The 25,542-nt window shown below is 74.3% G+C and carries 21 protein-coding genes; 14 read left to right on the forward strand and 7 right to left on the reverse strand.

Annotation, left to right across the window (positions count from 1 at the left end):
* Window positions 1-231: 231 nt before the first annotated feature.
* Window positions 232-1,128: a LysR family transcriptional regulator gene (locus ACZ5GT_RS09490; protein WP_469017814.1), complete on the reverse strand. Its 897-nt coding sequence runs from the start codon at window positions 1,126-1,128 to the stop codon at window positions 232-234.
* A gap of 142 nt (window positions 1,129-1,270) precedes the next feature.
* Between ACZ5GT_RS09490 and ACZ5GT_RS09495 the strand changes: the two genes are divergently transcribed.
* On the forward strand, window positions 1,271-2,167 hold the full coding sequence (locus ACZ5GT_RS09495; protein WP_469017821.1) for an SDR family oxidoreductase: 897 nt from the start codon (window positions 1,271-1,273) through the stop codon (window positions 2,165-2,167).
* A gap of 230 nt (window positions 2,168-2,397) precedes the next feature.
* Here ACZ5GT_RS09495 and ACZ5GT_RS09500 read toward each other — a convergent pair whose 3' ends face one another.
* The gene (locus ACZ5GT_RS09500) at window positions 2,398-3,423 is read right to left on the reverse strand and encodes an EamA family transporter (protein WP_469017823.1); all 1,026 of its coding nucleotides are present in this window, start codon (window positions 3,421-3,423) and stop codon (window positions 2,398-2,400) included.
* Between the two features lie 107 nt (window positions 3,424-3,530).
* Here ACZ5GT_RS09500 and ACZ5GT_RS09505 point away from each other — a divergent pair, with 107 nt between their 5' ends.
* On the forward strand, window positions 3,531-4,037 hold the full coding sequence (locus ACZ5GT_RS09505) for a MarR family winged helix-turn-helix transcriptional regulator (protein ID WP_469017826.1): 507 nt from the start codon (window positions 3,531-3,533) through the stop codon (window positions 4,035-4,037).
* Window positions 4,038-4,087: 50 nt separating this feature from the next.
* On the opposite strand, the gene ACZ5GT_RS09510 is transcribed toward ACZ5GT_RS09505, so the two are convergent.
* Window positions 4,088-5,596, reverse strand: a complete 1,509-nt coding sequence (locus ACZ5GT_RS09510) for an FAD-dependent monooxygenase (protein WP_469017829.1) — start codon at window positions 5,594-5,596, stop codon at window positions 4,088-4,090.
* 390 nt (window positions 5,597-5,986) lie between these two features.
* Between ACZ5GT_RS09510 and ACZ5GT_RS09515 the strand changes: the two genes are divergently transcribed.
* Window positions 5,987-6,508: a TetR/AcrR family transcriptional regulator gene (locus ACZ5GT_RS09515; RefSeq protein WP_469018347.1), complete on the forward strand. Its 522-nt coding sequence runs from the start codon at window positions 5,987-5,989 to the stop codon at window positions 6,506-6,508.
* Between the two features lie 112 nt (window positions 6,509-6,620).
* Here ACZ5GT_RS09515 and ACZ5GT_RS09520 read toward each other — a convergent pair whose 3' ends face one another.
* The 3 genes from ACZ5GT_RS09520 to ACZ5GT_RS09530 form a co-directional block, all read right to left on the reverse strand.
* Complete coding sequence (locus tag ACZ5GT_RS09520) at window positions 6,621-6,899, reverse strand: hypothetical protein (protein ID WP_469017834.1); 279 nt, start codon at window positions 6,897-6,899, stop codon at window positions 6,621-6,623.
* 176 nt (window positions 6,900-7,075) lie between these two features.
* Window positions 7,076-9,151, reverse strand: coding sequence for a 4-alpha-glucanotransferase (gene malQ, locus ACZ5GT_RS09525; RefSeq protein WP_469017839.1), 2,076 nt, complete (start codon window positions 9,149-9,151; stop codon window positions 7,076-7,078).
* Complete coding sequence (locus tag ACZ5GT_RS09530) at window positions 9,152-9,469, reverse strand: hypothetical protein (RefSeq protein ID WP_469017846.1); 318 nt, start codon at window positions 9,467-9,469, stop codon at window positions 9,152-9,154. It abuts the gene before it with no gap.
* Between the two features lie 182 nt (window positions 9,470-9,651).
* Between ACZ5GT_RS09530 and ACZ5GT_RS09535 the strand changes: the two genes are divergently transcribed.
* The 3 genes from ACZ5GT_RS09535 to ACZ5GT_RS09545 are packed head-to-tail and all read left to right on the forward strand — an operon-like array spanning window position 9,652 to window position 12,283.
* A complete protein-coding gene (locus tag ACZ5GT_RS09535) occupies window positions 9,652-10,185 on the forward strand; it encodes a PadR family transcriptional regulator (protein ID WP_469017851.1) in 534 nt (177 codons plus the stop codon).
* Entirely contained in the window at window positions 10,182-10,913 is a 732-nt protein-coding gene (locus ACZ5GT_RS09540) for an ABC transporter ATP-binding protein (protein WP_469017855.1), read from the forward strand. Before ACZ5GT_RS09535 ends, ACZ5GT_RS09540 begins: the two co-directional genes overlap by 4 nt.
* A complete protein-coding gene (locus ACZ5GT_RS09545; protein ID WP_469017859.1) occupies window positions 10,910-12,283 on the forward strand; it encodes an ABC transporter permease in 1,374 nt (457 codons plus the stop codon). The genes ACZ5GT_RS09540 and ACZ5GT_RS09545 overlap by 4 nt, the downstream gene beginning before the upstream one ends.
* Window positions 12,284-12,360: 77 nt before the next feature.
* Here the strand turns inward: ACZ5GT_RS09545 and ACZ5GT_RS09550 are convergent, their stop codons facing one another.
* Window positions 12,361-12,897 carry an HNH endonuclease gene (locus tag ACZ5GT_RS09550; protein WP_351895811.1) on the reverse strand — a complete coding sequence of 179 codons (537 nt, stop codon included), beginning with the start codon at window positions 12,895-12,897 and terminating at the stop codon, window positions 12,361-12,363.
* Window positions 12,898-13,213: 316 nt separating this feature from the next.
* On the opposite strand from ACZ5GT_RS09550, the gene ACZ5GT_RS09555 reads away from it, so the two are divergent.
* From ACZ5GT_RS09555 to ACZ5GT_RS09590, 8 genes are all read left to right on the forward strand, one after another.
* Window positions 13,214-14,314: a mechanosensitive ion channel family protein gene (locus ACZ5GT_RS09555; RefSeq protein ID WP_469017865.1), complete on the forward strand. Its 1,101-nt coding sequence runs from the start codon at window positions 13,214-13,216 to the stop codon at window positions 14,312-14,314.
* 413 nt (window positions 14,315-14,727) lie between these two features.
* The gene (locus tag ACZ5GT_RS09560) at window positions 14,728-15,675 is read left to right on the forward strand and encodes an SDR family oxidoreductase (protein ID WP_469017868.1); all 948 of its coding nucleotides are present in this window, start codon (window positions 14,728-14,730) and stop codon (window positions 15,673-15,675) included.
* A gap of 357 nt (window positions 15,676-16,032) precedes the next feature.
* Window positions 16,033-17,493, forward strand: coding sequence for a hypothetical protein (locus ACZ5GT_RS09565; protein WP_469018352.1), 1,461 nt, complete (start codon window positions 16,033-16,035; stop codon window positions 17,491-17,493).
* Between the two features lie 32 nt (window positions 17,494-17,525).
* Window positions 17,526-18,563, forward strand: coding sequence for a glutamate ABC transporter substrate-binding protein (locus ACZ5GT_RS09570; RefSeq protein ID WP_469017871.1), 1,038 nt, complete (start codon window positions 17,526-17,528; stop codon window positions 18,561-18,563).
* Window positions 18,564-18,689: 126 nt separating this feature from the next.
* Window positions 18,690-20,024, forward strand: coding sequence for a hypothetical protein (locus ACZ5GT_RS09575; protein WP_469017874.1), 1,335 nt, complete (start codon window positions 18,690-18,692; stop codon window positions 20,022-20,024).
* Between the two features lie 22 nt (window positions 20,025-20,046).
* Window positions 20,047-22,584: a serine/threonine-protein kinase gene (locus ACZ5GT_RS09580; protein ID WP_469017877.1), complete on the forward strand. Its 2,538-nt coding sequence runs from the start codon at window positions 20,047-20,049 to the stop codon at window positions 22,582-22,584.
* 3 nt (window positions 22,585-22,587) lie between these two features.
* On the forward strand, window positions 22,588-24,030 hold the full coding sequence (locus ACZ5GT_RS09585; protein ID WP_469017881.1) for a PP2C family serine/threonine-protein phosphatase: 1,443 nt from the start codon (window positions 22,588-22,590) through the stop codon (window positions 24,028-24,030).
* A 100-nt stretch (window positions 24,031-24,130) separates the two neighbouring features.
* On the forward strand, window positions 24,131-25,486 hold the full coding sequence (locus ACZ5GT_RS09590) for a vWA domain-containing protein (protein ID WP_469017884.1): 1,356 nt from the start codon (window positions 24,131-24,133) through the stop codon (window positions 25,484-25,486).
* The last annotated feature ends 56 nt before the right edge of the window (window positions 25,487-25,542 follow it).

The raw sequence follows: 25,542 nt of genomic DNA on the forward strand, positions 1-25,542 counted from the left end.
TGGGCACACACGACAACACCCCCCCCCCCCCCCCCCCCCCCCCCCCCCCCCCCCCCCCCCCCCCCCGCCCCCCCCCCCCCCCCCCCCCCCCCCCCCGGCGGCGTGTGCGGCGCGGGTACGCCACGACGGTGGGCGCGGCGCGGGTACGCCACGACGGTGGGAGCGGCGCGGGTACGCCACGACGGTGGTGCCGGGAAGTGCCGGCGGAGCCTTTCGCGGGTCGCGGTGGTTCTACGGCGTTCCGGGGCCCGTGAGGTGGGTACGGGCGCAGGCGCGGAACTCCGTCACCAGCCGGCCGCGGTCGCCGGCGCGGGTGGCCAGGGCGACGTGGCTGGGCTCGACGCCGTGCAGCGGTACGGCGGTGAGGTCGCGGCGCAGGGCCGCGCCGGGCGGGTGGGCGGTGATGGCCACGGCCTCCCCGGTGGCGACGAACTCGAACTTGTCCTCCAGGGCGCCGATGACGGGGCCGTCGGGGGCCGGGCTGCCGTCCGGGCGGGGGTCGATGCGCCAGAAGGCCTGCCACTCCGGATCCGCGCCGGGCGCCCGGGGCAGGGGCTCGTCGGCGATGTCGTCGATCGTGACGGACTCCTTGCCGGCCAGCCGGTGGTCGACGGAGACCACCACGGACCGGGGCTCGTCGTAGAGGACCGTCACCTCCAGCCCGTCGCCGCGCAGGGGCAGCCGGGTGATCAGGGCGTCGATCCGGTGCTCGAGCAGCGCGGCGCGCGCCTGCTCCCGGTCCACGTGCCTGCTGCGCACGTCGGCGTCCGGATGCCGGCGCCGCAGTTCCCGCACGGCCGGCGTGACGATCAGGCCGCTGGTGTATCCCACGGTGATCCGGGCGGGCAGAGCCGCGGCCCGGGCCTGCGCGGCGGCCTGGACGGCGGAGCTCAGCAGCGCCCTCGCCCCCGGCAGGAACGCCTCGCCGGCCGCGGTGAGCCGGGTACCGCGCGGGGTGCGGTCCAGCAGGCGGGCGCCCACCTGCTGTTCCAGGCGGCGGATCTGCCGGCTCAGGGACGGCTGGGTGATGTGCAGGGCCTCGGCGGCGCGGCCGAAGTGACGGTGCTCGGCGACGGCGGTGAAGTACCGCACCAGTCGCAGATCGAGGTCCGAAGCGGGGGCGGCCATACCTCAGCCTAGCCCGCGCCCCTCTCCATCTGCGGTGATGCCCGGAACGTATCGCGGTATGCGAAAGAGGCTTTGGACGGGGGCGGCGCGGTCCGCGAACGATGGGAGCACATCCACTCCGCATTCCTCGAAGGGCTGCACCATGCGTGTTTTCGTCACCGGCGCCACCGGTTTCATCGGCTCCGCCGTCGTCCGTGAGCTGCTCGGCGCGGGCCACCGGGTGGTGGGGCTGGCCCGCTCGGACGCGTCCGCCGCGGCGCTGACCGCCGCCGGGGCCGAGGCGCACCGCGGGGACCTCGGCGACCTCGAAGCGCTGCGCGCGGGCGCGGCGGACGCCGACGCCGTGGCCCAGCTGGCGTTCGTCCACGACTTCGCCGACTTCGCCGCCGCCTGTGCGACGGATCTGCGGGCCGTCGAGACGATCGGGGCGGCGCTGGAGGGGTCCGGCAAGCCCTTCGTCGTGGCCTCCGGAACGGCGCTGCTCCGGCCCGGGCGCGCGGGGACGGAGGAGCAGACGGCGGATCCGGGGTCGTTCGGGGAGGTCCGGGGGCGGTCCGAGAACACGGCCGTGGCGCTGGCCGAACGCGGCGTCCGGTCGTCGGCCGTCCGGTTCCCGCCGACCGTGCACGGCCCCGGCGACGGTGGCTTCGTCGCGCAGCTGGTCGCCGTCGCCCGCGCCAAAGGCGTGTCGGCGTACGTCGGCGACGGCTCGAACCGCTGGGCGGCCGTGCACCGCCTGGACGCGGCACGACTGGTCAAGCTGGCGCTGGAGCAGGCGCCGACGGGCAGGCGGCTGCACGCGGTCGCCGACGAGGGCGTGCCCTTCCGCGACATCGCCGGCGCGATCGGCCGCCACCTGGGTCTGCCGGTCACCGCCCTCTCCCCCGAGGAGGCGGGGGCCCACTTCGGCTGGGTCGGCGCCATCGCCTCCCTCGACGTCCCGGCGACGAGCACGCTGACCCGCGCGTGGACGGGCTGGGAGCCGGTGGAGCCGGGCCTGCTGGCGGACCTGGAGGAGGGGCACTACTTCAAGGAGTAGGCCAATTCCGAGGAGCCGGCCGCGGGCCGGCGGCGGGGCTCAGGCCCGGCACGCGGGTCGCGGCCGGCGGCGCGCCGGGGCAGGTCGCGTCCACCGGTGCGCCGGGGCTGGTCGCCTTCTCGCGGTCGCCCCGGCACCGGTCACCTTCGTCGCGGTCGCCCCGGCGCCGGTCACCTTCATTGCGGTCACCCCGGCGCCGGTCACCTTCATTGCGGTCACCCCGGCGCCGGTCACCTCGCGCCGGTCGTCTCCAGCCGGTCGCGGTCGGGGCCGGTCGTCTCCCTGCCGGTCGGCTCCACGCCGGTCGTTTCGGGCGTGTCCTCGCGGCGGCCCGGTGCGGCGGAGTCCGGGCGGCGGTCGCGTCGTCCGGTTCGGGCCGCGCGCGGGCGGAGTTGTCCCGCCACCGTCGCCCCGAGCGCCAGCGCCATGCCCGTCAGCTGGAGAGGGGTCAGCGTCTGGTCGAGGGCGGCCCAGCCGACCAGCGCGGCGGTCAGCGGTGACAGCGGGCCGAGGAAGGTGACCTGGGTGGCGGTGAGCCGGCCGATGCCGCGGAACCACAGCCAGTAGGCGACGGCCGTGTTGGCGAGCGCGAGGTAGAGGCAGCCGCCCACCGCACGGGCGTCCAGGGCCGGCGGCGGCCCCTCGACCAGCAGGGCGAGCGGGGCGATGAGCAGGCCGCCGGCGGTCAACTGCCAGCCGGTGAGCGCCAGCGGGCCCACGCCTGCCGGGCGGCCCCACTTCTTGGTCAGCACCGTGCCGGTGGACATCGACGCCGTGGAGGCGAGCGCGGCCAGCACGCCGACGGGGTCGAGCGCCCCGGCCGCCTTGAGCACGACCAGGCTGACCCCGAAGGCGGCGACGACCCCGGTCAGCACCGACCGCGCCGACGGCCGCTGCCCCAGCAGCGGCGCCGACAGCCCGACCACGAACAGCGGCCCGACCGAGCCGACGACCGCCGCCAGCCCGCCCGGCAGCCGGTACGCCGACAGGAACAGCAGCGGGAAGAACGCCCCGATGTTCAGCGCGCCGAGCACGGCCGACCGCCACCACCAGGCGCCGCGCGGCAGCACCCGGGCGAGGGCGAGCAGCAGCAGACCGGCGGGCAGAGCCCGGACCAGCGCGACGAACAGGGGGCGGTCCGGCGGCAGCAGTTCGGTGGTGACGGCGTAGGTGGTGCCCCAGGAGACGGGGGCCAGGGCGGTGAGCAGTGCGGTCGTGGACGTGGCGGATGTCGCCGACGGCAGGGAGCGTCCCATGGCAGGACCCCTCTCGATTAGCTTGGTCGTAAGTAGCTTAGCTCTAAGCTACTTTTCGTCAAGCCAGTTTCTTGCGACCGACCGGGAGCGGGGCGGATACTCACCGCATGAACGCAGAGCCCAGGGACGCCGTGGACGCGATCATCGAACAGTGGGCGCTGGTCCGCCCCGACCTCGACACCACCGCGATGGAGGTCTTCGGGCGGATCTACCGGATCTCCCGCGCCATGGGCGACCGCGTGGCGAAGGCCTACGCCCCCTACGGCATCTCCCGCGGCGAGTTCGACGTCCTCGCCACCCTGCGCCGGTCCGGCGAGCCCTACACCCTCTCGCCCCGCCGCCTCTCGGCGACGCTGATGCTCACCACGGGCGGCATGACGGGCCGGCTCGACAAACTGGAACGCGCCGGCCTGCTGCGCCGCTCCCCCGACCCGCACGACCGCCGGGGTCTGCACGTGACCCTGACCGACAAGGGGCTGCGGCTCATCGACGAGGCCGTCGGGGCGGGCCTCGCCGCCCAGACGGAGGCCCTGTCCATCCTGGACGCCGAACAGGCCGGCCAACTGGCCGGCCTGCTGAGGGAGTTGCTCGCCGGGACACCCGGCCCGGAGTAAGCGCCCGGGGCGCGGGGAGCCCGGTCGGCCCAGGCGGGCCGTGAGCCAGGTCAGCCCACGTGCGCCGCGACTCCGGCCGACCCCACGTGCGCCGCGAGCGCGTCCTCGATCGTCCTGGCGTCCGCCGCGTCCGCCGCCCAGGCCACGTATCCGTCGGGGCGCACCAGTACCGTCGTACGGCGGTCGCTCGCCCAGTGTTCGACCGCGAGCCGGTCCTTGCGGGCGCCGTCGCCCTCGTAGATCTCCGGGGTGATGAGGACGAACCGGCCGCCGCGCAGGGCCTCGTAGAGGCGGCCGCCCCGCAGGGCGACGTCCGGGACGCGGGTGCCGGTCAGCCGGTGGGCGCCGCGCGGGGCGGGGTACCGGTAGCCGATGCCGGCGACCTGGGCGGCGAGCGCCTGGCCGGCCGGGGCGACGGTGTTGAGGCAGGTGGTCAGCGCCGCCCGCGCCGCCCGCGTCCAGGGCCGGTTCGCCATGGCGAGGCGGATCAGGCCGCCGCTGCTGCGCAGGACCGACTTGCCGACGGGGTGACGTTCCGCCTGGTAGGTGTCGAGCAGGGCCGGGTCCGCGTGGCCCTGCACCACGGCGGCCAGCTTCCAGCTCAGGTTGGCCGCGTCCTGCAGCCCGGTGTTCATGCCCTGGCCGCCGGCCGGGGTGTGGACGTGGGCGGCGTCTCCGGCGAGGAAGACGCGGCCCACCCGGTAGGCGGGCGCCTGGCGTTCGTCGCTGTGGAAGCGGGACATCCAGCGGGCGTCGTGCATGCCGTAGTCGGTGCCCAGGGCGAGACGGGTGATCTCCTTGATCTCGTCGAGACCGAGGGGCGCGTCCTCGGGGATGTCGTGGCCGCGGTGCCAGCCGATGACGCGGTGGTAGCCGTCGCCGAACGGCGCGAGGAAGGCGAAGGCGTCGCCGACGGCGTTGACGGTGAGCAGCGTCTCGGGCTGCTCCGCCAGCCGCACGTCGGCGAGGACGACGGAACGGATCACGGAGCGGCCGGGGAAGGGCAGCCCGATCGCCTGCCGCACGGTGCTGCGCATACCGTCGGCACCGACGACGTACGCGGCCCGCAGCGTCTCCGCCGCACCTCCGGGGCCGCGGACCTCGACGCTCACGCCGTCCGCGTCCTGCGCGATCCCGGTGACCTCGGTCTCGTGGCGGAACTCCACCCCCGCCTCGACCGCGCGCCGCTCCAGGACCTTCTCCACCTCGTACTGCGGGATGACGAGGAGGTGGTTGAAACGGCTGGGGAGGGCGGCGAGGTCGACGGCGAGGTGGGTGAAGAGGCGGAGGTGGTCCAGCGGGCGGCCGGTCGCCTCCAGCTCGTCGGCGAGGGCGCGGGCGTCGAACTGCTCGAGGGTGCGGGCGTGCAGGACGAAGGCGCGGGAGAGGTTGCTGATGTGGTGGGGCCGCTTCTCGAGGACGGTGACCGGGACACCGGCGGTGGCGAGGTCGCCGGCCAGCAGCAGGCCGGTGGGGCCGGAGCCGACGACGATCACGGGGGCGGCGGTGCCCGTCCCGGGGGTGGCCGCGCCGTGCCGGGGGGTGGCGGTGCCGTTCATTGGTGACCTCCTGATGCCTACGCCTATGGGCCAACAGCCATGGGCCAACGCCTGTTGACCAACATCTGTTGCCCAACGCTTGTTGGCCAACGCTCGTTGACGACGATACGGGTACCCGCGAATCCTGGTCAACAGTTGTTGGCAAACGGGTGTTGGCATACGCTCGTAGGCATGAACGGGAGCAGAAACACCGCGAACACCAGGAGCACCAAGAGCACCAGGAGCACCGGCAGCAACGCCAGGAACACCCCGAACACCGGCGAGCACGGTCGGGGCGACAACGGTCCGGACGGCAACGGTCCAGGCGACGAGAGCGGCGCCACCGACCCCGCCTCACCGGCCCCGCAGGTCCCCCGCACCCGCCGCCGCTCGGACGCCACCCGCGAGGCGATCCTCGCCGCGGCCCGCGAGCGCTTCGCGGCCGACGGCTACGAGCGGGCCACCATCCGCGCCATCGCCAGGGACGCGCGCATCGACCCGTCGATGGTGATGCGCTACTACGGCACCAAAGAGGGGCTGTTCGCGGCGGCCGTCTCCATCGACCTGAAACTGCCCGACCTCGGCTTCCTGCCCCGCGAGGAGGTCGGCCGGGCGCTGGTGACCCACTTCCTCGAGCTGTGGGAGGCGAACGAGGAGCTCACCGCCCTGCTCCGGGTGGGCGCGGCCGGGCAGGCGGGGGCAGAGCGGATGCACGGCATCTTCCGGGAGCAGCTGCTGCCGGTGGCCCGTCAGGTGTGCCCGGACCCCGAGCAGGTCCCGGCGCGGGCGGCGCTCGGTGCGACGCAGCTGCTCGGGCTGGCGCTGACCCGTTACGTGCTGCGGCTGCCGCCGGCCGTGGAACTGACGCGCGAGGAAATCGTGGCGTGGCTGGCCCCCACGGTCCAGCGCTACCTGACCGCGCCGCATCCGTGACCGGACCTCCCTGGAATGCGCCGAGGGCGCCGACCCCGCCGTACCCGTGTTGTCGGGTACGGCGGACTCGGCGCCCTCGGCGGCGCGCTGTGGGAGCGGGAGGACTCCCGCGTCAGGCCGTCTCGGAGCCGGCCTTGGCCTTGATGTCGGAGCTGGTGGTGTCCGACTTCTTGTGGGACTTTTCCAGGCCCATCACCAGGCCGGCGATGACCAGGAACAGTGCGACCGGGATCAGGACGTAGAGACCCAGCGTCTCGACGACGCTCAGGCCCTGGCCGGGATCGTCGCCGTCGTCGCGGGTGAGCGCGAGCGCAGGGGACGACATGAGCAGCATCATCAGCGTCGTACCGGCGGCCAGGGCGCCGGCGCGCAGGGCGTTCTTCTTGTCCACGTGGCCCAAAGTACCGAACCCGGTCGGGGGCGGCTCCGCCGGGGTGCCGTACGGGCCGCACGAGCCGTACCACTGGCCGCACGGGCCGCACGGGCCGCACGGGCCGTGTCCGTCCTCGCGCCGCCTCCCTCGCGTCACCGCCCTCCCGCCATCTCCCGCGCGGCACCTCCCTCGCGTCACCCCTCCCGCACCACGTCGATGAGCGCGTGCAGCCGCGGGGAGGCCGCCAGTTCCTCCAGCGTCACCGGCCGACCCTCGGCGTCGGCGATGGGCAGGCGCCAGTTCGGGTACTGGTCCCAGGTGCCCGGCAGGTTCTGCGGGCGGCGGTCGCCGACGGTGTCCGGCAGCCAGATGCCGACCAGCCGGGACGGGGTGCGCCGCAGGAAGCGGTGGACGGCCTGGATCTCGGCCTCCTCCTCCGAGACGGCGTGACCGCTCAGCCCGTGCAGCAGGCCGAGGCCGGTGAGCAGTTCCCGCCACTCGCGGGCGTCGGCCGCCGCCTCCGCCCGTTCCTCCTCCAGGGGGCGGGTGAGCAGGCCGAGGCGGTGGCGGAGTTCGACGTGCTCACCGGTCAGGCGGGCGGCGGTGGACGGCAGGTCGTGCGTGGTGGCGGTGGCCAGGCAGTCGGCGCGCCACCGGTCGAGCGGCAGCGGGCGGCCGTCGCCCTCCCAGTCCCGTTCGAACCACAGCACCGACGTGCCGAGCACCCCGCGCTCGCGCAGCGCCTCCCGGACGCCGGGCTCCACGGTGCCCAGGTCCTCGCCGATGACGACCGTTCCGGCGCGCGCCGCCTCCAGCACCAGGACGGCGAGCATGGCCTCGGCGTCGTAGCGGACGTAGGCGCCCTCCGTCGGCGGGTGGCCATCGGGGACCCACCACAGGCGGAACAGGCCCATGACGTGGTCGATGCGCAGGGCGCCGGTGTAGCGGAACAGGGCCCGCAGCAGGCGCCGGAAGGGGGCGTAGCCGGATTCGGCGAGCCGGTCCGGCCGCCAGGGCGGCAGGCCCCAGTCCTGGCCGCGCGCGTTGAAGGCGTCCGGCGGGGCGCCCACCGACATCCCGGCCGCGAAGTACTCCTGCTGCGCCCAGGCGTCGGCGCCCTGCGGGTGCACTCCGACGGCCAGGTCGTGCACGATCCCCACCCGCATCCCGGCGTCGCGGGCGGTGCGCTGCGCGGCGGCGAGCTGGGCGTCGGTGAGCCAGGCGAGCCGGCAGTGGAAGTCGACGCGGTCCATCAGCTCGGCGCGGGCGCGGGCCGTCTCGGCGGAGCGGGGGTCGCGCAGGCCGACGGGCCAGCGGCGCCAGTCCGGGCCGTGCACCTCGGCGAGGGCGTACCAGGTGGCGTGGTCCTCCAGGGCCTCGCCCTCCCGGGCGAGGAAGTCGGCGTAGGCGGCACGCCGCCCGGGCCCCAGGGGCACCTCGCAGACCAGCTCCAGCGCCTCCCGCTTCAGCTCCCACACGGCGTCCCGGTCGATCAGGGCGTCCTTGTGCAGCACGGACCCGCGCAGCCGGGCGGCGCGGTCGAGCAGCGTCTGCGCCCGTGCGCGGTCGGTGACGTAGGGGTACTCGGGCACGTCCTCGACGCGCAGGTGCACGGGGTCGGGGAAGCGGCGGGAGGACGGCCGGTAGGGGGAGGGGTCGGTGGGGGCGCCGGGCACGGCCGCGTGCAGCGGGTTGACCTGCACGAATCCGGCGCCGAGCGTGCGGCCGGCCCAGGCGGTCAGTTCGGCGAGGTCGCCGAGGTCGCCCATGCCCCAGGAGCGCCGGGACAGCAGGGAGTAGAGCTGGACGAGCAGGCCGTACGACCGTCCGCCGGGCGTGGGCAGCCGGTCCGGGGCGACGACCAGGTGGGCGTCGGCGGTGCGGCCGTCGGGCGCGGTGGCGGTCAGCCGGTGCAGGCCGGGCGGGAGTCCGTCGGCGGCGGCGCGGGTCTCGCCGTCCTCGGTGACGACGCGCAGTCGGGTGCCGTCCGGGAGGGCGTCGAGCGCGGCGCAGGTGTCGCCGCTCCACCGCACCACGGTCGGCGGCAGCAGTCGCTCGGCCAGCTCCCGCTCGCGGTCGGCGAGCGCGGTGCGGGCGGCGTCGGGGGTGCTCGCGTCTACGCCGAGGGCGGCCAGGGTCAGCGTCAGGGCGGTGGCGGAGGCCGTGACCGTACGGTCCGGGGAGGGGCTGTAGGAGGGGGCGACGCCGTGCAGTTCGGCGAGTCGGGACAGTTCCTCGGAGGGGGCCTCGGCCGGCTGCTGCGCGGTCATCTACGGCCTCGTGACCAGCGGTTCGACGACCGCGGACTCGCTGGTCAGAGGGGCGGCGTCGGCGAGCGGTGGTTCGCTGGTCAAGGGCTCGGCGTCGGGCAGGGGCGGTTCGCTGGTCAGCGGGATCCCGGCGCGGGCGTCCTCGGTGCCGGAGTCGCCCGGGCCCGCCCCGGAGCCGAGGGGCTCGGGCCCGGACCGGGCCGACGGCTCCCCGGGCCCCGACCGGGCCGAGGGCTCCCCGGCCTGGGAGGGCAGGCCCGAGGGATCCTCGGGTTTGGACAGGGCCGAGAGCAGGAGATGTGCCGAAGAAGCGGCCACGGGGGCCTCCTTGTCGAGTACGGCGCGGGTCATCGCAGCCCTACCCCGTGGGCGCGGCGGCAGACGTGCGCGACGCAACAACGTGCCTGTTCTCACATTCTCACCCGGTTTGTCCCAACCGTGCCGAGCGAGATCCGCCGCACTATTCACTCAGTACATGTATCGAGTGCATAATGATCGCCATGAGCACCCGTCACATCCTGCTGGGGCTGCTCGCCTCCGGTCCGAGCCATGGCTACGACCTGAAGCGACGGCACGACGAACGTTTCCCGCAGGCCCGTCCGCTGGCCTACGGGCAGGTCTACACGACCTTGCAGCGCCTGGTCCGGGACGGCCTCGCGGAGGTCGAGGGCACCGACTCCGACGGCGGTCCGGAGCGCACCCGGTACCGCACGACCCCTGAGGGGGCGCGCGAACTGACCCGGTGGGCCGGCGAGATCGCGCCGCCCGCGCCCTTCGTGACGAACGAGATCTTCGCCAAGGTCGTCGTGTCGATCCTGTCGGGCGGCGACCCGGACGCCTATCTGCGCGCCCAGCGGGCCGCCCACATGGAGCGGATGCGGGAGCTGACGGCGGTCAAGACCGCCCGGGGCGCCGACCTGGCGACCGTGCTCTCGGCGGACTACGCCCTCAACCACCTCGATGCCGACCTCCGCTGGATGACCACCACGGCGGCCCGGCTCACCGTTCTGACCGCGGAGGTCGACGCAGCATGAACCACGACGTCCACGACGGCGACGGCGGAAACGCCGGAGGCGCCGGAAATGCCGAGGCGCCGCTCCTGGCGGCCCGCGGCCTCGTCAAGGCGCACGGCGCGACCCAGGCACTGCGCGGTGCCGGCCTCGACCTGCGCGCCGGGGAGATCCTCGCCGTCACCGGCCCCAGCGGCAGCGGGAAGTCCACGCTGCTGCACTGCCTGGCCGGGATCGTCCGCCCGGACGCCGGCTCGGTGACGTACGCCGGGCAGCGGCTGGAGGAGCTGCCCGAGAAGCGGCTGAGCGAGCTGCGCCGCGGCGACTTCGGCGTGGTCTTCCAGTTCGGGCAGCTCATCCCGGAGCTGACGGCGCTGGACAACGTGGCGCTGCCGCTGATGCTGGGCGGGGCGCCGCGGGCACGGGCGCAGGAGCGGGCCGCTGAGTGGCTGGAGCGGTTCGGCACAGCGGGGCGGCAGGCACTGCGGCCGGGCGAGATGAGCGGCGGCCAGGCCCAGCGGACCGCGCTGGCGCGCGCCCTGGTCACCGGCCCGAAGGTGGTCTTCGCGGACGAGCCGACGGGGGCGCTGGACTCGCTGGCGACCGAGCAGGTGATGACGGCCCTGACACACACGGCCCGCGAGGCGGGCACGGCGGTGCTGCTGGTCACCCACGACGCGCAGGTGGCGGCCTACGCCGACCGCGAGGTACGGCTCGAGGACGGCGTCGTGGCGGCGGGGGTGCCCGCATGAGGACCGACCTGCGGCTCGCCTGGCTGCTGACGCGCGGCTCGGACCGGCGGGAGTGGTGGCGCTTCACGCTGACGGCCGTCGGAGCGGTACCCGCGACGGGCATCGCGCTGGTGATCACGGTCCTGCTCTCGCTGGACGGGCAGTATCACGTGCGGGTCGGCTCAGGACTGCTCGATCAGCCGGGGACCCGCGACGGCGTGGTCACCGCACTGTCGCTGCTGCTCATCCCCGTGTTCGGGTTCCTCGGCCAGTGCGCGCGGATCGGCGCGGTGCACCGCGACCGCCGGCTGGCCGCGCTGCGGCTGGCCGGGGCCGCACCCGCCCGGACCAGGCGGATCGCGGCGCTGGAGTCCGGGCTGGCCTGCCTGGCCGGTTCGGCGGTGGCCACGGTGTTCTCCGTGCTGTTCCTGCTGCGTCTGTGGAGCCGGCCCGACGGGTCGGCCTGGGCCGGCGTGGCGCTGGTGGCCGTACTGGTGCCGGTGCTGGGCGCGGCGGTGAGCGCGCTGGCGCTGCGCCGGGTGGTGGCCTCGCCGCTGGGCAAGCTGCGGCGGGCGCGTCCGGCCGGGGCTCCGGGGCCGGCGTTCCGGGTGGCGACCGTGCTGCTGGTGCTGCCGACGGTGTTCCTCGCGGCGGCCTCGTTCGCCGGGCTTCCGTTCCGGTCGGCCGTCTTCGGGTTCGCCGTCGCCCCGCTCACGGTCTTCTCCCTGTGCCTGCTGGTCGGCGCCTCGGCGGTGTGGCTGGCGGGCTGGTCCTCCCGCCTGCTGGGCGGACTGCTCGCCGCCCGCGCGCGGCGCCCCGCCCTGCTGATCGCGGCGGAGCGGCTGCGCGACGATCCGTGGTCGGCGGCGCGTACCCACGCGGCGGTGCTGCTGGTGACGGTGGTGGGCACGGGCTTCGCCGGGGTACGGCAGGTGCTGCTCACGGACCTGCGCGCCTCGGCCCGCAGGGGTGAGCTGGGCATGAGCATGTCCTACTACACCGACGGGATCGGTCTGACGGCCGCCGCGGTCCTCGTCGCCCTCACGCTCGTGCTGTCCGGTCTCGCCGTGGGGACCGCCGAGTCCCTCGCCACCCGGCGCAGGGGCCTGGCCGCCCAGAGCGCCGCCGGGGTGCCGCTCCCGGTGCTGGCCAGGGCGATGCTCCTGGAGACCGCGCTGCCGCTGGCGCCCGCGGTGGCGGTGGCGGGCGCGGGCGGCATGGCGATCGGTGTCTGGTACGCCGCGATCACCACGGAGCACGGCACGCCGGAGGTGCCGTACGCCGCGCTGCTCGTCCCGCTCGCGGTGTACGCCGCGTGCCTGTTCGCCGCGGCCACCTCGCTCCCCCTGCTGCGCCGCGCCGTCCGGCCCGCCGAACTGCGCTACGCATGAGAGCCGGCCCCGGGAGCACGAGGGGGCTCCCGGGGCCGTACGCCCGTCCGTGCGGGTGTACGCGAAGGCCCGGACCGTCAGGCGGATATGCCGTCGATCCGGGCCAGGGCGTCGTCCGCGCCGTACGGCTGCAAGTAGGGCAACCAGCGCGGGTCCCTATGGCCGGTGCCGATGATGCGCCAGGCCAGACCGGTGGGAGGAGCGGGTTTGTGGCGCAGCCGCCAGCCGATCTCGAACAGGTGCCGGTCGGCCTTCACGTGGTTGCAGCGGCGGCAGGAGGCCACCACGTTGTCCCAGACGTGCTTGCCTCCGCGGCTGCGCGGGATGACGTGGTCGACGCTGGTTGCGACGCCACCGCAGTACATGCACCGGCCCCCGTCGCGCGCGAACAGCGCCCTGCGGGTCAGAGGCACGGGCCCCCGGTAGGGAATCCGGACGAATCGCTTGAGCCGGACCACGCTCGGTGCGGGGATCGTGACGGTCGCGCTGTGCATGAAGGCGCCGGACTCCTCGAGGCAGACGGCCTTGTTCTCGAGGACGAGGACGAGCGCGCGGCGGAGCGGTACGACGCCGAGCGGCTCGTACGACGCGTTGAGGACCAGGACATGCGGCACGGATGCCTCCTTGGGCGTCGGCGGCGCGTGGCTCGCGCCGGGACGATCTGCTTCAGTGTCCCCTCTTGCCTGGTGGACGCGCCACCATCTCCCGGTAACGGGCTGGGAGTGTTTTCGACCACATCGTGATCCTCCCCAGGACCGGGGGCGGTTCATCCCTCCTGTTCATCCCCGGTGAGAACCGTCTCTCCCCGGGAGACAGACACGATCCACACACGATGCCCCGATAGTGTGGTGAACCTGCCCGTCCGGTGACCTTCCCGTGACCTTGACCGCCGTACCGGGGGGCAGGCCGCTGCACCTGGAGGTACCTGCCGTGTCCCTGCCCGCCGTCCTACTGGCCGCCGGCTCCTCGCCGTCCCCGACTCCCTCGGAGTCGCCGACGGTGACGGTCCCCTCGCTCCAGGACGCCCAGGAAAGCGCGACGAACGCCGCCAGCTGGGTCGAGCAGAACTGGTCGACATGGCTGGCCATCGGCCTCCGGGTACTGCTGATCCTGATCATCGCCACGGTGCTGAGAATCGTGGTGCGGCGGGCGATCACCAAGCTGATCGACCGCATGACCCGGACCGTGGAGTCGGTGGACGGCACCGCGCTCGGCGGGCTGCTGGTCAACGCCGAGCGGCGCCGCCAGCGCTCCCAGGCCATCGGTTCGGTGCTGCGCTCGGTGGCGAGCTTCCTGATCCTGGGCACCGCGGCGCTGATGATCCTGGCCACGTTCCAGATCAACCTGGCGCCGCTGCTGGCCTCGGCCGGTGTCGCCGGTGTGGCCATCGGTTTCGGCGCCCGCAACCTGGTGACGGACTTCCTCTCCGGCGTCTTCATGATCCTCGAGGACCAGTACGGCGTCGGCGACTCGATCGACGCGGGCGTGGCCGTCGGCGAGGTGATCGAGGTCGGCCTGCGCGTGACCAAGCTGCGCGGCGCGGGCGGCGAGATCTGGTACGTCCGCAACGGCGAGGTCAAGCGCATCGGCAACCTCTCCCAGGGCTGGGCGACGGCCGGCGTCGACGTGACCGTCAAGTCGGACGAGGACCTGGACCGGCTGAAGGCCACCCTGGACGAGGTCGCCCAGAAGATGAGCGCCGAGGAGCCCTGGAACGAGCTGCTGTGGGGCCCGGTGGAGGTGCTCGGCCTGGACAGCGTGCTGCTGGACTCCATGGTGATCCGTCTGACCGCGAAGACCATGCCCGGCAAGGCCCTCACCGTCGAGCGCGAGCTGCGCTGGCGCGTCAAGCGTGCCTTCGACGCCGCCGACATCCGCATCGTGGGCGGTGCGACGGCCCCGGCGGAGGAGGAGGTCCCGGACCCGACGGCGGCGGTCGCGGCCCCGTCGGTGTTCGCCAACCCGGACTCCCCGCAGGTCGCGGCGGCCACGCCGATCGCGCAGCAGCGGTCGACGCCGCCCGGGAAGTAGAAGCAGAAGCAGGGGAACGGGTCGACACACCCGTTCGAGCCGTTCGGGTGAACACTCGCGACCTCGCGGTGCACCGGTTCGAGTGAACCGTCACGACCTCGCGGCCCACTCGTCCGAGTGAACCTTCACCCCGGTTTCGCGGTGCACTCGTCCGAGTGGACTTTCGCAGCTTGGCGGTGCACCCGTTCGAGTGAACCGTCGTGCCTTCGCGGCGCGCCCCTCCGCCCGTCCGACTCGCCTCTCCCCCACCATGCCCCGCCTCTGCGACAAGGCGGGCGCGCTCCATGGGCGGGGCGTGCGGGCGGTGCCGGAACAGGCCACCACGCACGTCCCGCTGTTGACTTCCTCCCGGCCCGGGCCCAGCATTTTCACGTCCCGATGAATTCGGGCTGCGCCGTCCTGGGAGGAACGTCATGCAGCGATCAGGTGCGAACTCGTCCCGCGGGACCGCGCCGCCCGGCGCGGTCGTGGTGACCGGGGCGTCGACCGGGATCGGCCGCGCGAGCGTGCTGCGCCTCGCGGACGCGGGGTTCCGCGTCTTCGCGGGCGTGCGACGCGAGTCCGACGGCAAGGACCTGGCCGCCGCCGGGCCGGGCGGCCGTATCACCCCGCTGCGGCTGGACGTGTGCGACCAGGACCAGATCCGGTCGGCCGCGACCGAACTCGCCGCCGCCCTGGGACCGGAGGGCCTGGCGGGACTGGTCAACAACGCCGGGATCGGCGTCGCCGGCCCCGTCGAGTCCCTTCCGTTGAGCGAACTGCGGCGGCAGTTCGAGGTCAACGTCTTCGGCCTGGTCGCCGTCACCCAGGCCCTCCTGCCGCTGATCCGCGCCGGCCGCGGCCGCATCGTCACCATCGGGTCGGCGGGCGGCTGGATCACCATGCCGTTCGGCGGTCCGCTGTGCGCCTCCAAGCACGCCGTACGGTCGCTCAACGACGCCCTCCGCCTGGAACTGCGCGCCTCCGGCATCCCCGTCGTGCTCATCGACCCGGGATCCATCAGCACGCCGTCGGTGGACAAGTTCGAGGCCGAGACCGACGCCGTCGTCGACCGGATGGGCCCCGACGGCCGCCGGCTGTACGCGGACGCCTTCCGCGCCATGGCCGCGAAGGCCGTCGCCCACGAACGCGCCGGGTCGCCGCCGGAGGTGGTCGCAGCGGCCGTGCACCGCGCGCTGACCGCGCCCCGCCCCGCCGCCCGCCGCTCCGTGGGCGCGCACGCCGCGCTGCTCACCCTGCTCGCCCGCACGCTGCCCGGTCCCCTGCTCGACCGCTTCCGGTTACGGGTGCTCGGACTGGACCGGCCCGGCCTGTGGGGCCGCCTGCCGGCCACCGGCCGCGTACGGGGACCCGGGACCTGACGACCCGGCGTCCGACCGACCGCCCCCGGCCGACCACCGCGCCGCCCGGGGGCGGTGTGCGCCCGGGCGACACGGCGGTCACGCTCCGCCTCCTTCGCGCGCCTCCGCCTCCCTCGTGCGCGCGGGCGGACATACGGGGACAGGTGCGGGAACCGATCAGATTCCGGCGGCGTGTTCATGGGCAGGGGTGGTGCGGAGCACCGCGCCGTGCGCCGGTGGTCCGCCGACCGCGCCGTTGATTCGACCGCGCCGCGATCCGTCCGCGCTGCGATCCGATCAAGATCCAGCACAGGCCGGTGCGGATGCCGGTCACGGCGGCGATACTGGCGGCGAAGGATGACCATGGGGGAGGTCAACGTGACACAACCGCCGGAGAGCAGCACGGCGCCACCCGGGCCGGCGCCCGGCGCGCCTGCGGTTCCCACCGTTCCCGCGCCCCCGTCGCCCCCGGCTGCGCCGCGGCCTGCGGCCCCCACGCCCGCGGGGGCGTCCCCGCAGCCGCGCCGTACCGCGTTCGCCGAGGGCGCCGACCGGCTGCGCGCCGCCGCGATGACGGAACCGGGCCGGCTGCGCATCATCGGCGCCGTCCTCGCCCTGCTGGTCGTCGCGTTCGGATCGGTCACCGCCTGGCAGATGACCGAGCGCGCGGCGGCCGCCGACGACGTGCTCACCAGCAGCCAGCCCCTCAGCGCCGACGCGGCCGACATCTACCGCTCCCTCGCCGACGCCAACACGGCGGCGGCCAGCGGCTACCTGGCGGGCCGTCAGGAGAAGCCCGAGACGCGGAAGCGCTACGAGGACGACATCCGCACCGCCGCGGCGAAGCTGGTCACCGCCGCGGCCAGCTCCGACCCCGGTTCCGAGTCGGCGAGGACCATCGAGCAGCTCAGCGAACTGCTGCCGGAGTACAAGGGCCTGGTCGAGACGGCCCGCGCCAACAACCGGCAGGGCTACCCGGTGGGCGGTGCCTACCTGCGCGCGGCGAACGAGCAGATGCAGCACGAGATGCTGCCGAAGGCCGAGCGCCTGTACCAGCGCGAGAACCAGCGGCTGCGTTCCGACTACGCGGACGCCAAGGAGTTCCCGTGGGCCGCGATCGGCCTCGGCGTCGTCGCCCTGGGCGCGCTGGCCTGGGCCCAGCACCGCAACTACCGGCGCACCAACCGGGTACTGAACCACGGCCTGGTCACCGCCTCGGCCGCCTCCGTGATCGTCCTGCTCTGGCTGGTCGTCGGCCACGTCGTCGCCCGCTCCGGCCTGAACGACTCCTACGACCACGGCGTGCGCTCCCTGGACGTCCTGCACGACGCCCGCATCGCCTCGCTGACCGCCCGCAGCGACGAGAACCTCGCCCTGATCCGCCGCGGCGCGGACACCGAGAAGCGCGGCGGCAAGACCACGGACGTCTACGCCTGGGGCTACGACGAACAGATCGGCAAGCTCGGCACGGCGCTCGCCGCGGCCGCCGGCTTCGCCGACGACTCGGCGGGCCGGAAGCCGGTGGCCGACGCGGGCAGCTACATGAAGGCGTGGAAGGACCGGCACGGCGTCGCCCAGGGGCTGAGCGACAAGGGCGAGTACCAGCAGGCCCGCGACAAGGTCATCGGCGTCGGCAAGGACCCCACGAGCGTGTGCTTCGACAGCGTCGACGGCGCCCTGAAGAAGGCGCTCGACCACGAGCAGGCCGAGTTCCAGCAGGCCGCGGGCGACGGCCGGGACGCGCTGACCGGGCTTCCGGTCGGGGCCGCGGTCCTGGCCGTCCTCGGCGCGGCCGGCGCGGTGGCCGGCATCGGCCGCCGGCTTTCGGAGTACCGGTGACGGGCAGCATGCGGAGGGAAGGGGGCGTGAGAATGAGCGCGGCACGTGTGGCGCGGCGTCTGCGGTCCGGTCTGCGGGGCTGGGGCGGAGTGGGTGCGATGGCGGCCGTGTGCGCCCTCGCCGTGCTCTTCGCGCTGCTGCTGCCCCTGACCCAGTCGGAGGGAGCGGACGGCGACGCCGAGGGCGCGAGCCAGGGCCTCGCCCGGGGCCGCCAGGCCAGGGCCGAGGACTGCGAGGACCCGCAGGACCAGAGCCTGTCCCCGTCCGGCGGCGGCTCCACGATCCACGTCGACGCCATCAGGACGCGGGGGCGCCTCGTCGTCGGCGTCGACCAGAACAGCTACCGCTGGGGCTACCTCGACCCCAACAACGAGAAGGGCGAGCTGGAGGGCTTCGACATCGACCTCGTCCACCGGATCGCCAAGGACATCATCGGCGACGAGGACGCGGTCACGTTCAAGGCCATCCCCACCAGCCGCCGTATCGAGGCCGTGCAGAACGGCGAGGTCGACATGGTGGTGCGCACCATGACGATCACCTGCGAACGCCTGAAGGAAGTCACCTTCTCCGCGCCCTACTTCAGGACCGGCCAGCAGGTACTCGCGCCCAAGGCCTCGACCGTCACCGGCTACGACAAGAGCCTGGCCGGCAAGAAGGTCTGCTCGGCGGAGACCTCCACGGCGCTCGACCGGCTGCGGGCGGACCACGGCAGCGCCCTCCCCGCCTCCACCGACATCAGGACCGTCGTCCCCAACCAGCTCGACTGCCTGGTGAAACTCCAACTCGGCGAGGTCGACGCGGTGGTGACGGACGGCGCCCTCGCCGCCAGCCAGGCCGCGCAGGACCCGACGGTCGAGCTCAAGGGCGGCCTGTTCACGAACGAGTACTACGGCGTGGCGATACGGCGGGGTTCGGACGATCTGGTACGTCAGGTCAACCGGACACTGCAGAACTACATCAAGGACCCCGCGGGCTGGCGGGCGTCGTACGACAAGTGGCTGCACCCCACGATGGACCAGGGGGACAAGGAGTCGATGTCCGCGACCCCGCCCGCCGCCCACTACAAGTGACCGGCCACCGGCCGGCCGACAGCCCGCGGACGGACAGCCCACGGACGGACAGACGCACACAGGCAGACACGGAACGAACGAACGACCGACCGACCGACCGGACACGACAGCAGCGAGAGGTGATCGATGGGCGTCACGGACCCCGCCGGGCCGGTGATGGACCGGGACGAGGTGGACCGTGCGCTGGCGCGGCTCGGCGCGGAGCACGAGGCGATCGAGACCTCGCTGCTCGCCCTGCAGGACCACGCGGGCCGCAGACTCCTCGAGGGCGCCGAGCTCACCGGTGTCACCAAGGAGCGCTGGCAGGCCACGGAGGCGTCGATCACGCTGCTGTGGGCCTGCTTCGACGCCTACACCGGCGCGCTGCGCACCGCCCGTGAGATCCGCGCCCGCCGCCGCTGGTCCAGCCGCGAGGACCTGGTGGAGCTGACCGAGCTGCTGCGCGGCGAGTCCGTCACGGTCGCCGGGTCCGTCCTGGCCACCGCGAACGCGCCGACGCTGACCGGCGGCGCGAGCAGGCTCAGCGAGCGGTTCTCGCTGAGCGCGCTGGTGGACCGGATGAACGAGCTGTACGCGACGAGCCTGGACATGGTCGTGGCCGCCGACGCGGTGTGGTCGGCGCTGCCCGCCCGCATAGATTTACTGGCCGCGGAGCTCCAGCGCACCCGGCAGCTCGCGCACTCCGTCGGCGTGCGCCCCGGCGAGCATCCGGCGGGCGACGACCTGGAGCACATCACGCGCACCCTGACCTCCCTGCGCGAGCAGGTGGTGTCCGACCCGCTCGCCTACTGGGTCCCGGCGCAGGGCAGTTCGGCGCCGGGCGGCGGCCGGCCGGACACCACGGTGTACGACCGCGAGGCGCGCGCCCTGGAGGACGTGCGCCGCGAGATCGACGCCGTGCTCACCGTCCGGCAGGACGCGGAGGCGCGGCTGGTGAAGCTGCGGGACCTGCTCAGCCGCGCGGACCGCACGCTCGCCGAGGCGCGCACCGCGCGCGGCGAGGTCCTCGCCAAGATCGCCGCGACGGAGGTGCCGGTGGTCAGCGGCCCGCCGACCGTGCTGCAGGAGCAGCTGGCGACGGCCGCCGAGTACCGCAGGCACGCCCAGTGGCACCGGCTCTCGCCGCTGCTGGAGTCGCTGGAGCGGAAGGCCGAGGACGAACTGCTGCGCGCCCGCGAGTCGCTCACCGCGGTCACCGCGCCGCTCGCGGTCCGCGCGGAGCTGCGCGGCCGCCTGGACGCGTACAAGGCGAAGGCGGCCCGGCACGGCCTGGCGGAGGATCCGCTGCTCGTCGAGCGGTACGACGCGGCACGGCGCATGCTGTGGAGCGCGCCCTGCGACCTGCGCGTGGCCGGACAGGCCGTGCTGCGCTACCAGCAGGCGGTCGCGGAGGCGCTGGGCAGCGGCCCGCGCGTGCCGGGGCAGACCGCCCCCGAGGACCGCGGGGGGCCCGGAGCATGAGCGACGAGGGGGGTACGGCGTCATGAGTCAGGCACAGCGGACCTGCCAGCGACCCGGCTGCGGCGGCACGTACGAGGACGTGGGCGGCGGCGAACTGTACTGCGACACCTGCGGCCTGGCGCCGGTCGTCTCCGCCGCGGGTTCCCGCTCCGGGAGAGGCTCGGTGGGCTCGCCGGCGACCGGGGTCGCCGGCGGCGGCAAGGGCTCCTCGGGCAGCGGCAGCACGCGCTCCGGCGGCCCCGGCAGCTCCCGTACGTCGTCGCAGTCGTCGAAGTCCCGCCGCTCGGTGTCGGGGCGGCTGTCGCGCTCGCTGTCGGGCCGCTCCACGAGCCGTTCGGTGTCGGTGCGCAGCTCCGGCTCCTCCACCGGCGGCAGCGGGCGCAACCGGCTCGGCGCCGGACTGGTGCGGGTGCCGGACGTGCCGCGGCCCGACCCGCGGGTGATGGTGCTGGAGAACCCGGAGGTGCCCGAGCGCAAGCGGTTCTGCTCGCGCTCGGACTGCGGGGCCCCGGTGGGCCGGGCGCGCGGTGACCGGCCGGGCCGTACGGAGGGGTTCTGCACCAAGTGCGGGCAGCCGTACTCGTTCGTGCCGAAGCTGCGGGGCGGCGACGTCGTGCGCGGCCAGTACGAGGTGGTGGGCTGCCTCGCGCACGGCGGCCTCGGCTGGATCTACCTCGCCGTGGACCGCGCGGTGTCCGACCGGTGGGTGGTGCTGAAGGGCCTGCTGGACACCGGCGACCAGGACGCGATGGCGGCGGCGATCTCCGAACGGCGCTTCCTCGCCGAGATCGAGCACGCCAACATCGTGCGGATCTACAACTTCGTGGAGCACCTCGACCAGCGCACCGGCTCGCTCGACGGCTACATCGTCATGGAGTACGTCGGCGGCAAGTCGCTGAAGGAGATCGCCAACGAGCGCCGTACCCCGGACGGCAGACGGGATCCGCTGCCGGTGGAGCAGGCGTGCGCGTACGGCATCGAGGCCCTGGAGGCGCTCGGCCACCTGCACAGCCGCAACCTGCTGTACTGCGACTTCAAGGTCGACAACGCCATCCAGACCGAGGACCAGCTCAAGCTCATCGACATGGGCGCGGTGCGCCGCATGGACGACGAGGAGTCGGCCATCTACGGGACGGTGGGCTACCAGGCGCCGGAGGTCGCGGAGGTCGGCCCGTCGGTGGCCAGCGACCTGTACACGGTCGCGCGCACGCTGGCCGTGATGACCTTCGACTTCCAGGGCTACACGAACGTCTTCGTGGACTCCCTGCCCGACCCGGACAACATCGAGGTGTTCCGCCGGTACGAGTCGTTCTACCGGCTCCTGGTGCGCGCCACCGATCCGGACCCGGCGCGCCGGTTCGCCTCCGCGCAGGAGATGGCCGAGCAGCTGACGGGCGTGCTGCGCGAGGTGGTGTCCCTGCAGACGGGCCGGGCCCGCCCCGCCTTGTCGACCCTGTTCGGGCCCGAAGTCAGAGTGACGGACACGGAGTTGTTCCCGAAGCTGGACGGCGAGGTGTCCCGGCTGGGGGCGCGGGCGGCACAGGCGGCACGGACGGCGAAGCAGCCGGACGGGCAGCGGCCGTCCCCGTTGCCCGTCCCGGCGGGCGGCGCCGGTCTCGGTCTCGTCAAGCCGGTCGACACCCCCGCCGCGGGGCTGGCGCTCCCGGTGCCCCGCGTCGACCCCACCGACCCCAACGCGGGTTTCCTGGCGGGCCTGGTGGCCACCGCGCCGGCCGAGCTGCTCGGGGCGCTCGCGGCGGCTCCGGCGCCGTCGGTCGAGACGCGGCTGCGGCGGATCCGGGCGTGGCTGGAGAACGGCGACTTCGACGCGGCCCTGGTGTCCCTGGGGACGCTGGAGGAGGAGCGGCCCGACGACTGGCGGGTGGTCTGGTACCGGGGCGTGGCCTCGCTGGTCACCGGCGACCAGGAGGGCGCCGCGCTCGCCTTCGACGCGGTCTACGACGCCTTCCCCGGCGAGATCGCCCCCAAGCTGGCCCTCGGGCTGTGCGCGGAGGTGCTCGGGCAGCTGGACAACGCCGCCGAGTACTACCGCCTGGTGTGGTCGGCGGACCCCAGCTATGTGAGCGCCGCCTTCGGCCTGGCCCGCGTCCAGCTCGCGAGCGGCGACCGGCGCGGTGCCGTGCGGACGCTGGAGTCGGTCCCGGAGAGCTCCATCCACTACACGGCCGCGCGGGTGGCCGCCGTACGGGCGCGGCTGCGCGGGCGTACGGCGACGGCCCTGGACGCCCCGTTCCTGGACGACCTGTTGGCCGCCGCGGACCAGGTCGAGGCGCTGGACGCGTACGGTCTGGATCCGGCGCGCCGGGAGCAGTTGTCGGCGGAGGTCCTCGGTTGCGCGCTGGACTGGGTACTCTCCGGTGGCCAGGGTTCCGCGCCGGCCGGCCGCCGCGTCCTGCTCGGCAGCGAGCTGGACGAGCGGGGACTGCGGTTCGGCCTGGAGCGTTCGTACCGCACGCTGGCCCGGCTGGCGCGGGGCGGCGAGGAGAGGATCGACCTGGTGGAACGTGCCAACCGTTACCGCCCCCGGACATGGGTGTAGTTGATGTCGCAGATGCCCCAGCAGGCCGCTCTGTCGAAGTGCCCGAGCTGTGAGGAGCCGCTCGAGTCGGGTGATCGCTTCTGCGGTGCGTGCGGATTGGACCTGTCCGCGGTGGATCCGCGGCCGGACGACCACCCGACGATCACGCTGAGCGGGCTGGTACCGCCACCGGCCGACCGCGCCGGCGGCCCGGCCCGCCCCGCCCCGTCGGCGTCGCCGGGCGCACCGGCGTCGCCCGGCACGCCCGGCACGCCCGCGGCGCCCGCGGCGCCCGCGGCGCCCGCGGCGCCCGCGTCGCCGGTCGCGTCCGCACCGGACGGCTCCGGCGCCCCGCAGACGCCGCAGGCGCCGCAGACGCCGCCCTCCGGGGCGCCGGTGCCTCCGCCCGCCGGAGCCCCGGCGTCGCCGCCGGCCGGAGCGCCCGCCTCACCGGCCGGCGGTGTGCGCTTCGACCGGCCGCCGGAGCCCGACGAGTACCCGCTGCAGGCGCCGGACCCGCGGCTGGCCGACCTCGCCGCGCCCGCCGAGGAGGCCAAGGTGTGCGTGGCCTGCCGCGCGGGCCGCGTCGACAGCGACGGCTACTGCGAGAACTGCGGGCACGCGCAGCCGCGCGAGCGCGATCACATGGAGCAGGAGTGCGGCCCGGTCGCCGCGGTCAGCGACCGCGGCCTGCGCCACCACCGCAACGAGGACGCGTTCGCCGTCGGCCACACCGCGCTGCCCGACGGCACCCCGGTGTCCCTGGCGGTCGTGTGCGACGGCGTGTCCTCGGCGACCCGCCCCGACGACGCCTCCCTCGCCGCCTCCCGGGCGGGCAGCGAGGCGCTGCTGGGCGCCCTGCCGTGCGGCACGCACCCGCAGCAGGCCATGCACGACGCGATCGTCGCCGCCTCACGTGCCGTCAACTCGCTGGCCGCCGAGCCCGCCACCGCCCGTGAGCACTCCCCGCACCAGAACGCGCCCGCCTGCACGCTGGTCGGCGCGGTCGTCACGTCCGGTCTGCTGGTCGTCGGCTGGGTCGGCGACAGCCGCGCCTACTGGGTTCCGGTGGACCGCAGTTCGCCGCCGGCCCGGCTCACCGAGGACGACTCGTGGGCGGCGCAGATGGTCGCCGCGGGCCTGATGAGCGAGGCGGAGGCGTACGCCGACGAGCGCGCCCACGCGATCACCGGCTGGCTCGGCGCGGACGCCTACGAACTGGAGCCGCACACCGCTTCCTTCAAGCCGGACCGGCCGGGAGTGGTGGTGGTGTGCACCGACGGGCTGTGGAACTACGCGGAGTCGGCCGAGGAGATGGCCCGGATCGTCCCGCCGGACGCCGCCGTGCGCCCGCTGCACTGCGCCCAGGTACTGGTCGGACACGCCCTGGACGGCGGGGGCCACGACAACGTAACAGTGGCCGTCGTACCGTTCCCCGCCATGGGCCAGGGGGCAGGATCGGCCTGAGGCCGATGACGGGGAGGCCTCGGCGGACCGGAGGGGACCGGTCCGCACATCGTCGTGGGCCCGCGCCGACGTGGGCCGCTCAAGGGGGATTTGATCAGGTATGGCCAACATTTCGAAGGCGAACGTGCCGCAGTTCTCGGTGGACGTGTACCAGAACGAGTACCTCCCGGAGGGCGGTCGCGAGGTCAACGCGATCGTCACGGTGACCGCCGCCGGCGGCGGCACGATCGGCAGCGCGGTCGCGGCGCCCCACCTCTACGCGCCGGGGCAGGGCCCCTCCGCGGCGGTCGCGATCATGGTCGACTGTTCGGGGTCGATGGACTACCCGTCGACCAAGATGCGCAACGCGCGGGACGCGACGGCCGCCGCGGTCGACACCCTGCGCGACGGCGTGCACTTCGCGGTGATCGGCGGCACGCACGTCGCCAAGGAGGTCTACCCGGGCGGCGGCCGCCTCGCGGTGGCCGACGCCACCACCCGGGGCCAGGCCAAGCAGGCCCTGCGCAAGCTGAGCGCGGGCGGCGGCACCGCCATCGGCACCTGGCTGCGCCTGGCCGACCGGCTGCTGTCCTCCGCGGACGTCGCCATCCGGCACGGCATCCTGCTCACCGACGGCCGCAACGAGCACGAGTCGGCCGAGGATCTCAAGGCCTCCCTGGACGCCTGCGCCGGCCGCTTCACCTGCGACGCCCGCGGGGTGGGCACCGACTGGGAAGTGAAAGAAGTCACAGGGATCGCCTCCGCCCTGCTCGGTACCGCCGACATCGTCGCCGACCCGGCCGCCCTGGCCGCCGACTTCACGCGGATGATGGAGGAGGCCATGGGCAAGGAGGTCGCGGACGTCGCCCTCAGGCTGTGGACGCCGGTGGGCACCACCATCAAGTTCGTCAAGCAAGTCGCGCCCACGGTCGAGGAGTTGACCGACCGCCGGACCGAAGCGGGGCCGCGCGCCGGGGACTACCCCACCGGTTCCTGGGGCGACGAGTCCCGCGACTACCACGTCTGCGTCGAGGTCCCGGCCGCCCACATCGGCCAGGAGATGCTGGCCGCCCGCGTCTCGCTGGTGATCCCGCAGGGCGAGGGAGAGGGGGGCGGCGTGCGGAACCTGGGCGCCCAGGGCCTGGTACGGGCCGTGTGGACCGACGACATGGCCGCCTCCACCTCGATCAACCCGCAGGTCGCCCACTACACCGGGCAGGCGGAACTGGCCCAGGCCATCCAGCAGGGACTGGACCTCCGCAAAGCGGGTGATTTCGACGGAGCGACAGCCAAGCTGGGCCGCGCCGTCCAGCTCGCCAGCGCCTCCGGAAACGCGGATACTGCGAAACTGCTTGCGAAGGTGGTGGACGTGGTCGACGCCGCGACCGGTACTGTGCGACTGAAGACGAAGGTCGAGGACGCCGACGAGATGACTCTCGAAACCCGATCCACAAAGACCGTTCGTGTGAAGAAGTGACCAGCAACGACGCAGTACGACCGTAGTAGGACCCTGAAGGAGAGGGGGAAGCGCCG

The organism is Streptomyces sp. NPDC031340 (genome assembly GCF_055569945.1).

Coding starts and splice junctions, on each gene's coding strand:
- ACZ5GT_RS09495 (WP_469017821.1), top strand. CDS start 1,271: ATGCGTGTTTTCGTCACCGGCGCCACCGGTTTCATCGGCTCCGCCGTC.
- ACZ5GT_RS09545 (WP_469017859.1), top strand. CDS start 10,910: ATGAGGACCGACCTGCGGCTCGCCTGGCTGCTGACGCGCGGCTCGGAC.
- ACZ5GT_RS09560 (WP_469017868.1), top strand. CDS start 14,728: ATGCAGCGATCAGGTGCGAACTCGTCCCGCGGGACCGCGCCGCCCGGC.
- ACZ5GT_RS09505 (WP_469017826.1), top strand. CDS start 3,531: ATGAACGCAGAGCCCAGGGACGCCGTGGACGCGATCATCGAACAGTGG.
- ACZ5GT_RS09490 (WP_469017814.1), bottom strand. CDS start 1,128: ATGGCCGCCCCCGCTTCGGACCTCGATCTGCGACTGGTGCGGTACTTC.
- ACZ5GT_RS09540 (WP_469017855.1), top strand. CDS start 10,182: ATGAACCACGACGTCCACGACGGCGACGGCGGAAACGCCGGAGGCGCC.
- ACZ5GT_RS09535 (WP_469017851.1), top strand. CDS start 9,652: ATGAGCACCCGTCACATCCTGCTGGGGCTGCTCGCCTCCGGTCCGAGC.
- ACZ5GT_RS09590 (WP_469017884.1), top strand. CDS start 24,131: ATGGCCAACATTTCGAAGGCGAACGTGCCGCAGTTCTCGGTGGACGTG.
- ACZ5GT_RS09510 (WP_469017829.1), bottom strand. CDS start 5,596: ATGAACGGCACCGCCACCCCCCGGCACGGCGCGGCCACCCCCGGGACG.
- ACZ5GT_RS09500 (WP_469017823.1), bottom strand. CDS start 3,423: ATGGGACGCTCCCTGCCGTCGGCGACATCCGCCACGTCCACGACCGCA.
- ACZ5GT_RS09580 (WP_469017877.1), top strand. CDS start 20,047: ATGAGTCAGGCACAGCGGACCTGCCAGCGACCCGGCTGCGGCGGCACG.
- malQ (WP_469017839.1), bottom strand. CDS start 9,151: ATGACCGCGCAGCAGCCGGCCGAGGCCCCCTCCGAGGAACTGTCCCGA.
- ACZ5GT_RS09570 (WP_469017871.1), top strand. CDS start 17,526: ATGAGCGCGGCACGTGTGGCGCGGCGTCTGCGGTCCGGTCTGCGGGGC.
- ACZ5GT_RS09585 (WP_469017881.1), top strand. CDS start 22,588: ATGTCGCAGATGCCCCAGCAGGCCGCTCTGTCGAAGTGCCCGAGCTGT.
- ACZ5GT_RS09575 (WP_469017874.1), top strand. CDS start 18,690: ATGGGCGTCACGGACCCCGCCGGGCCGGTGATGGACCGGGACGAGGTG.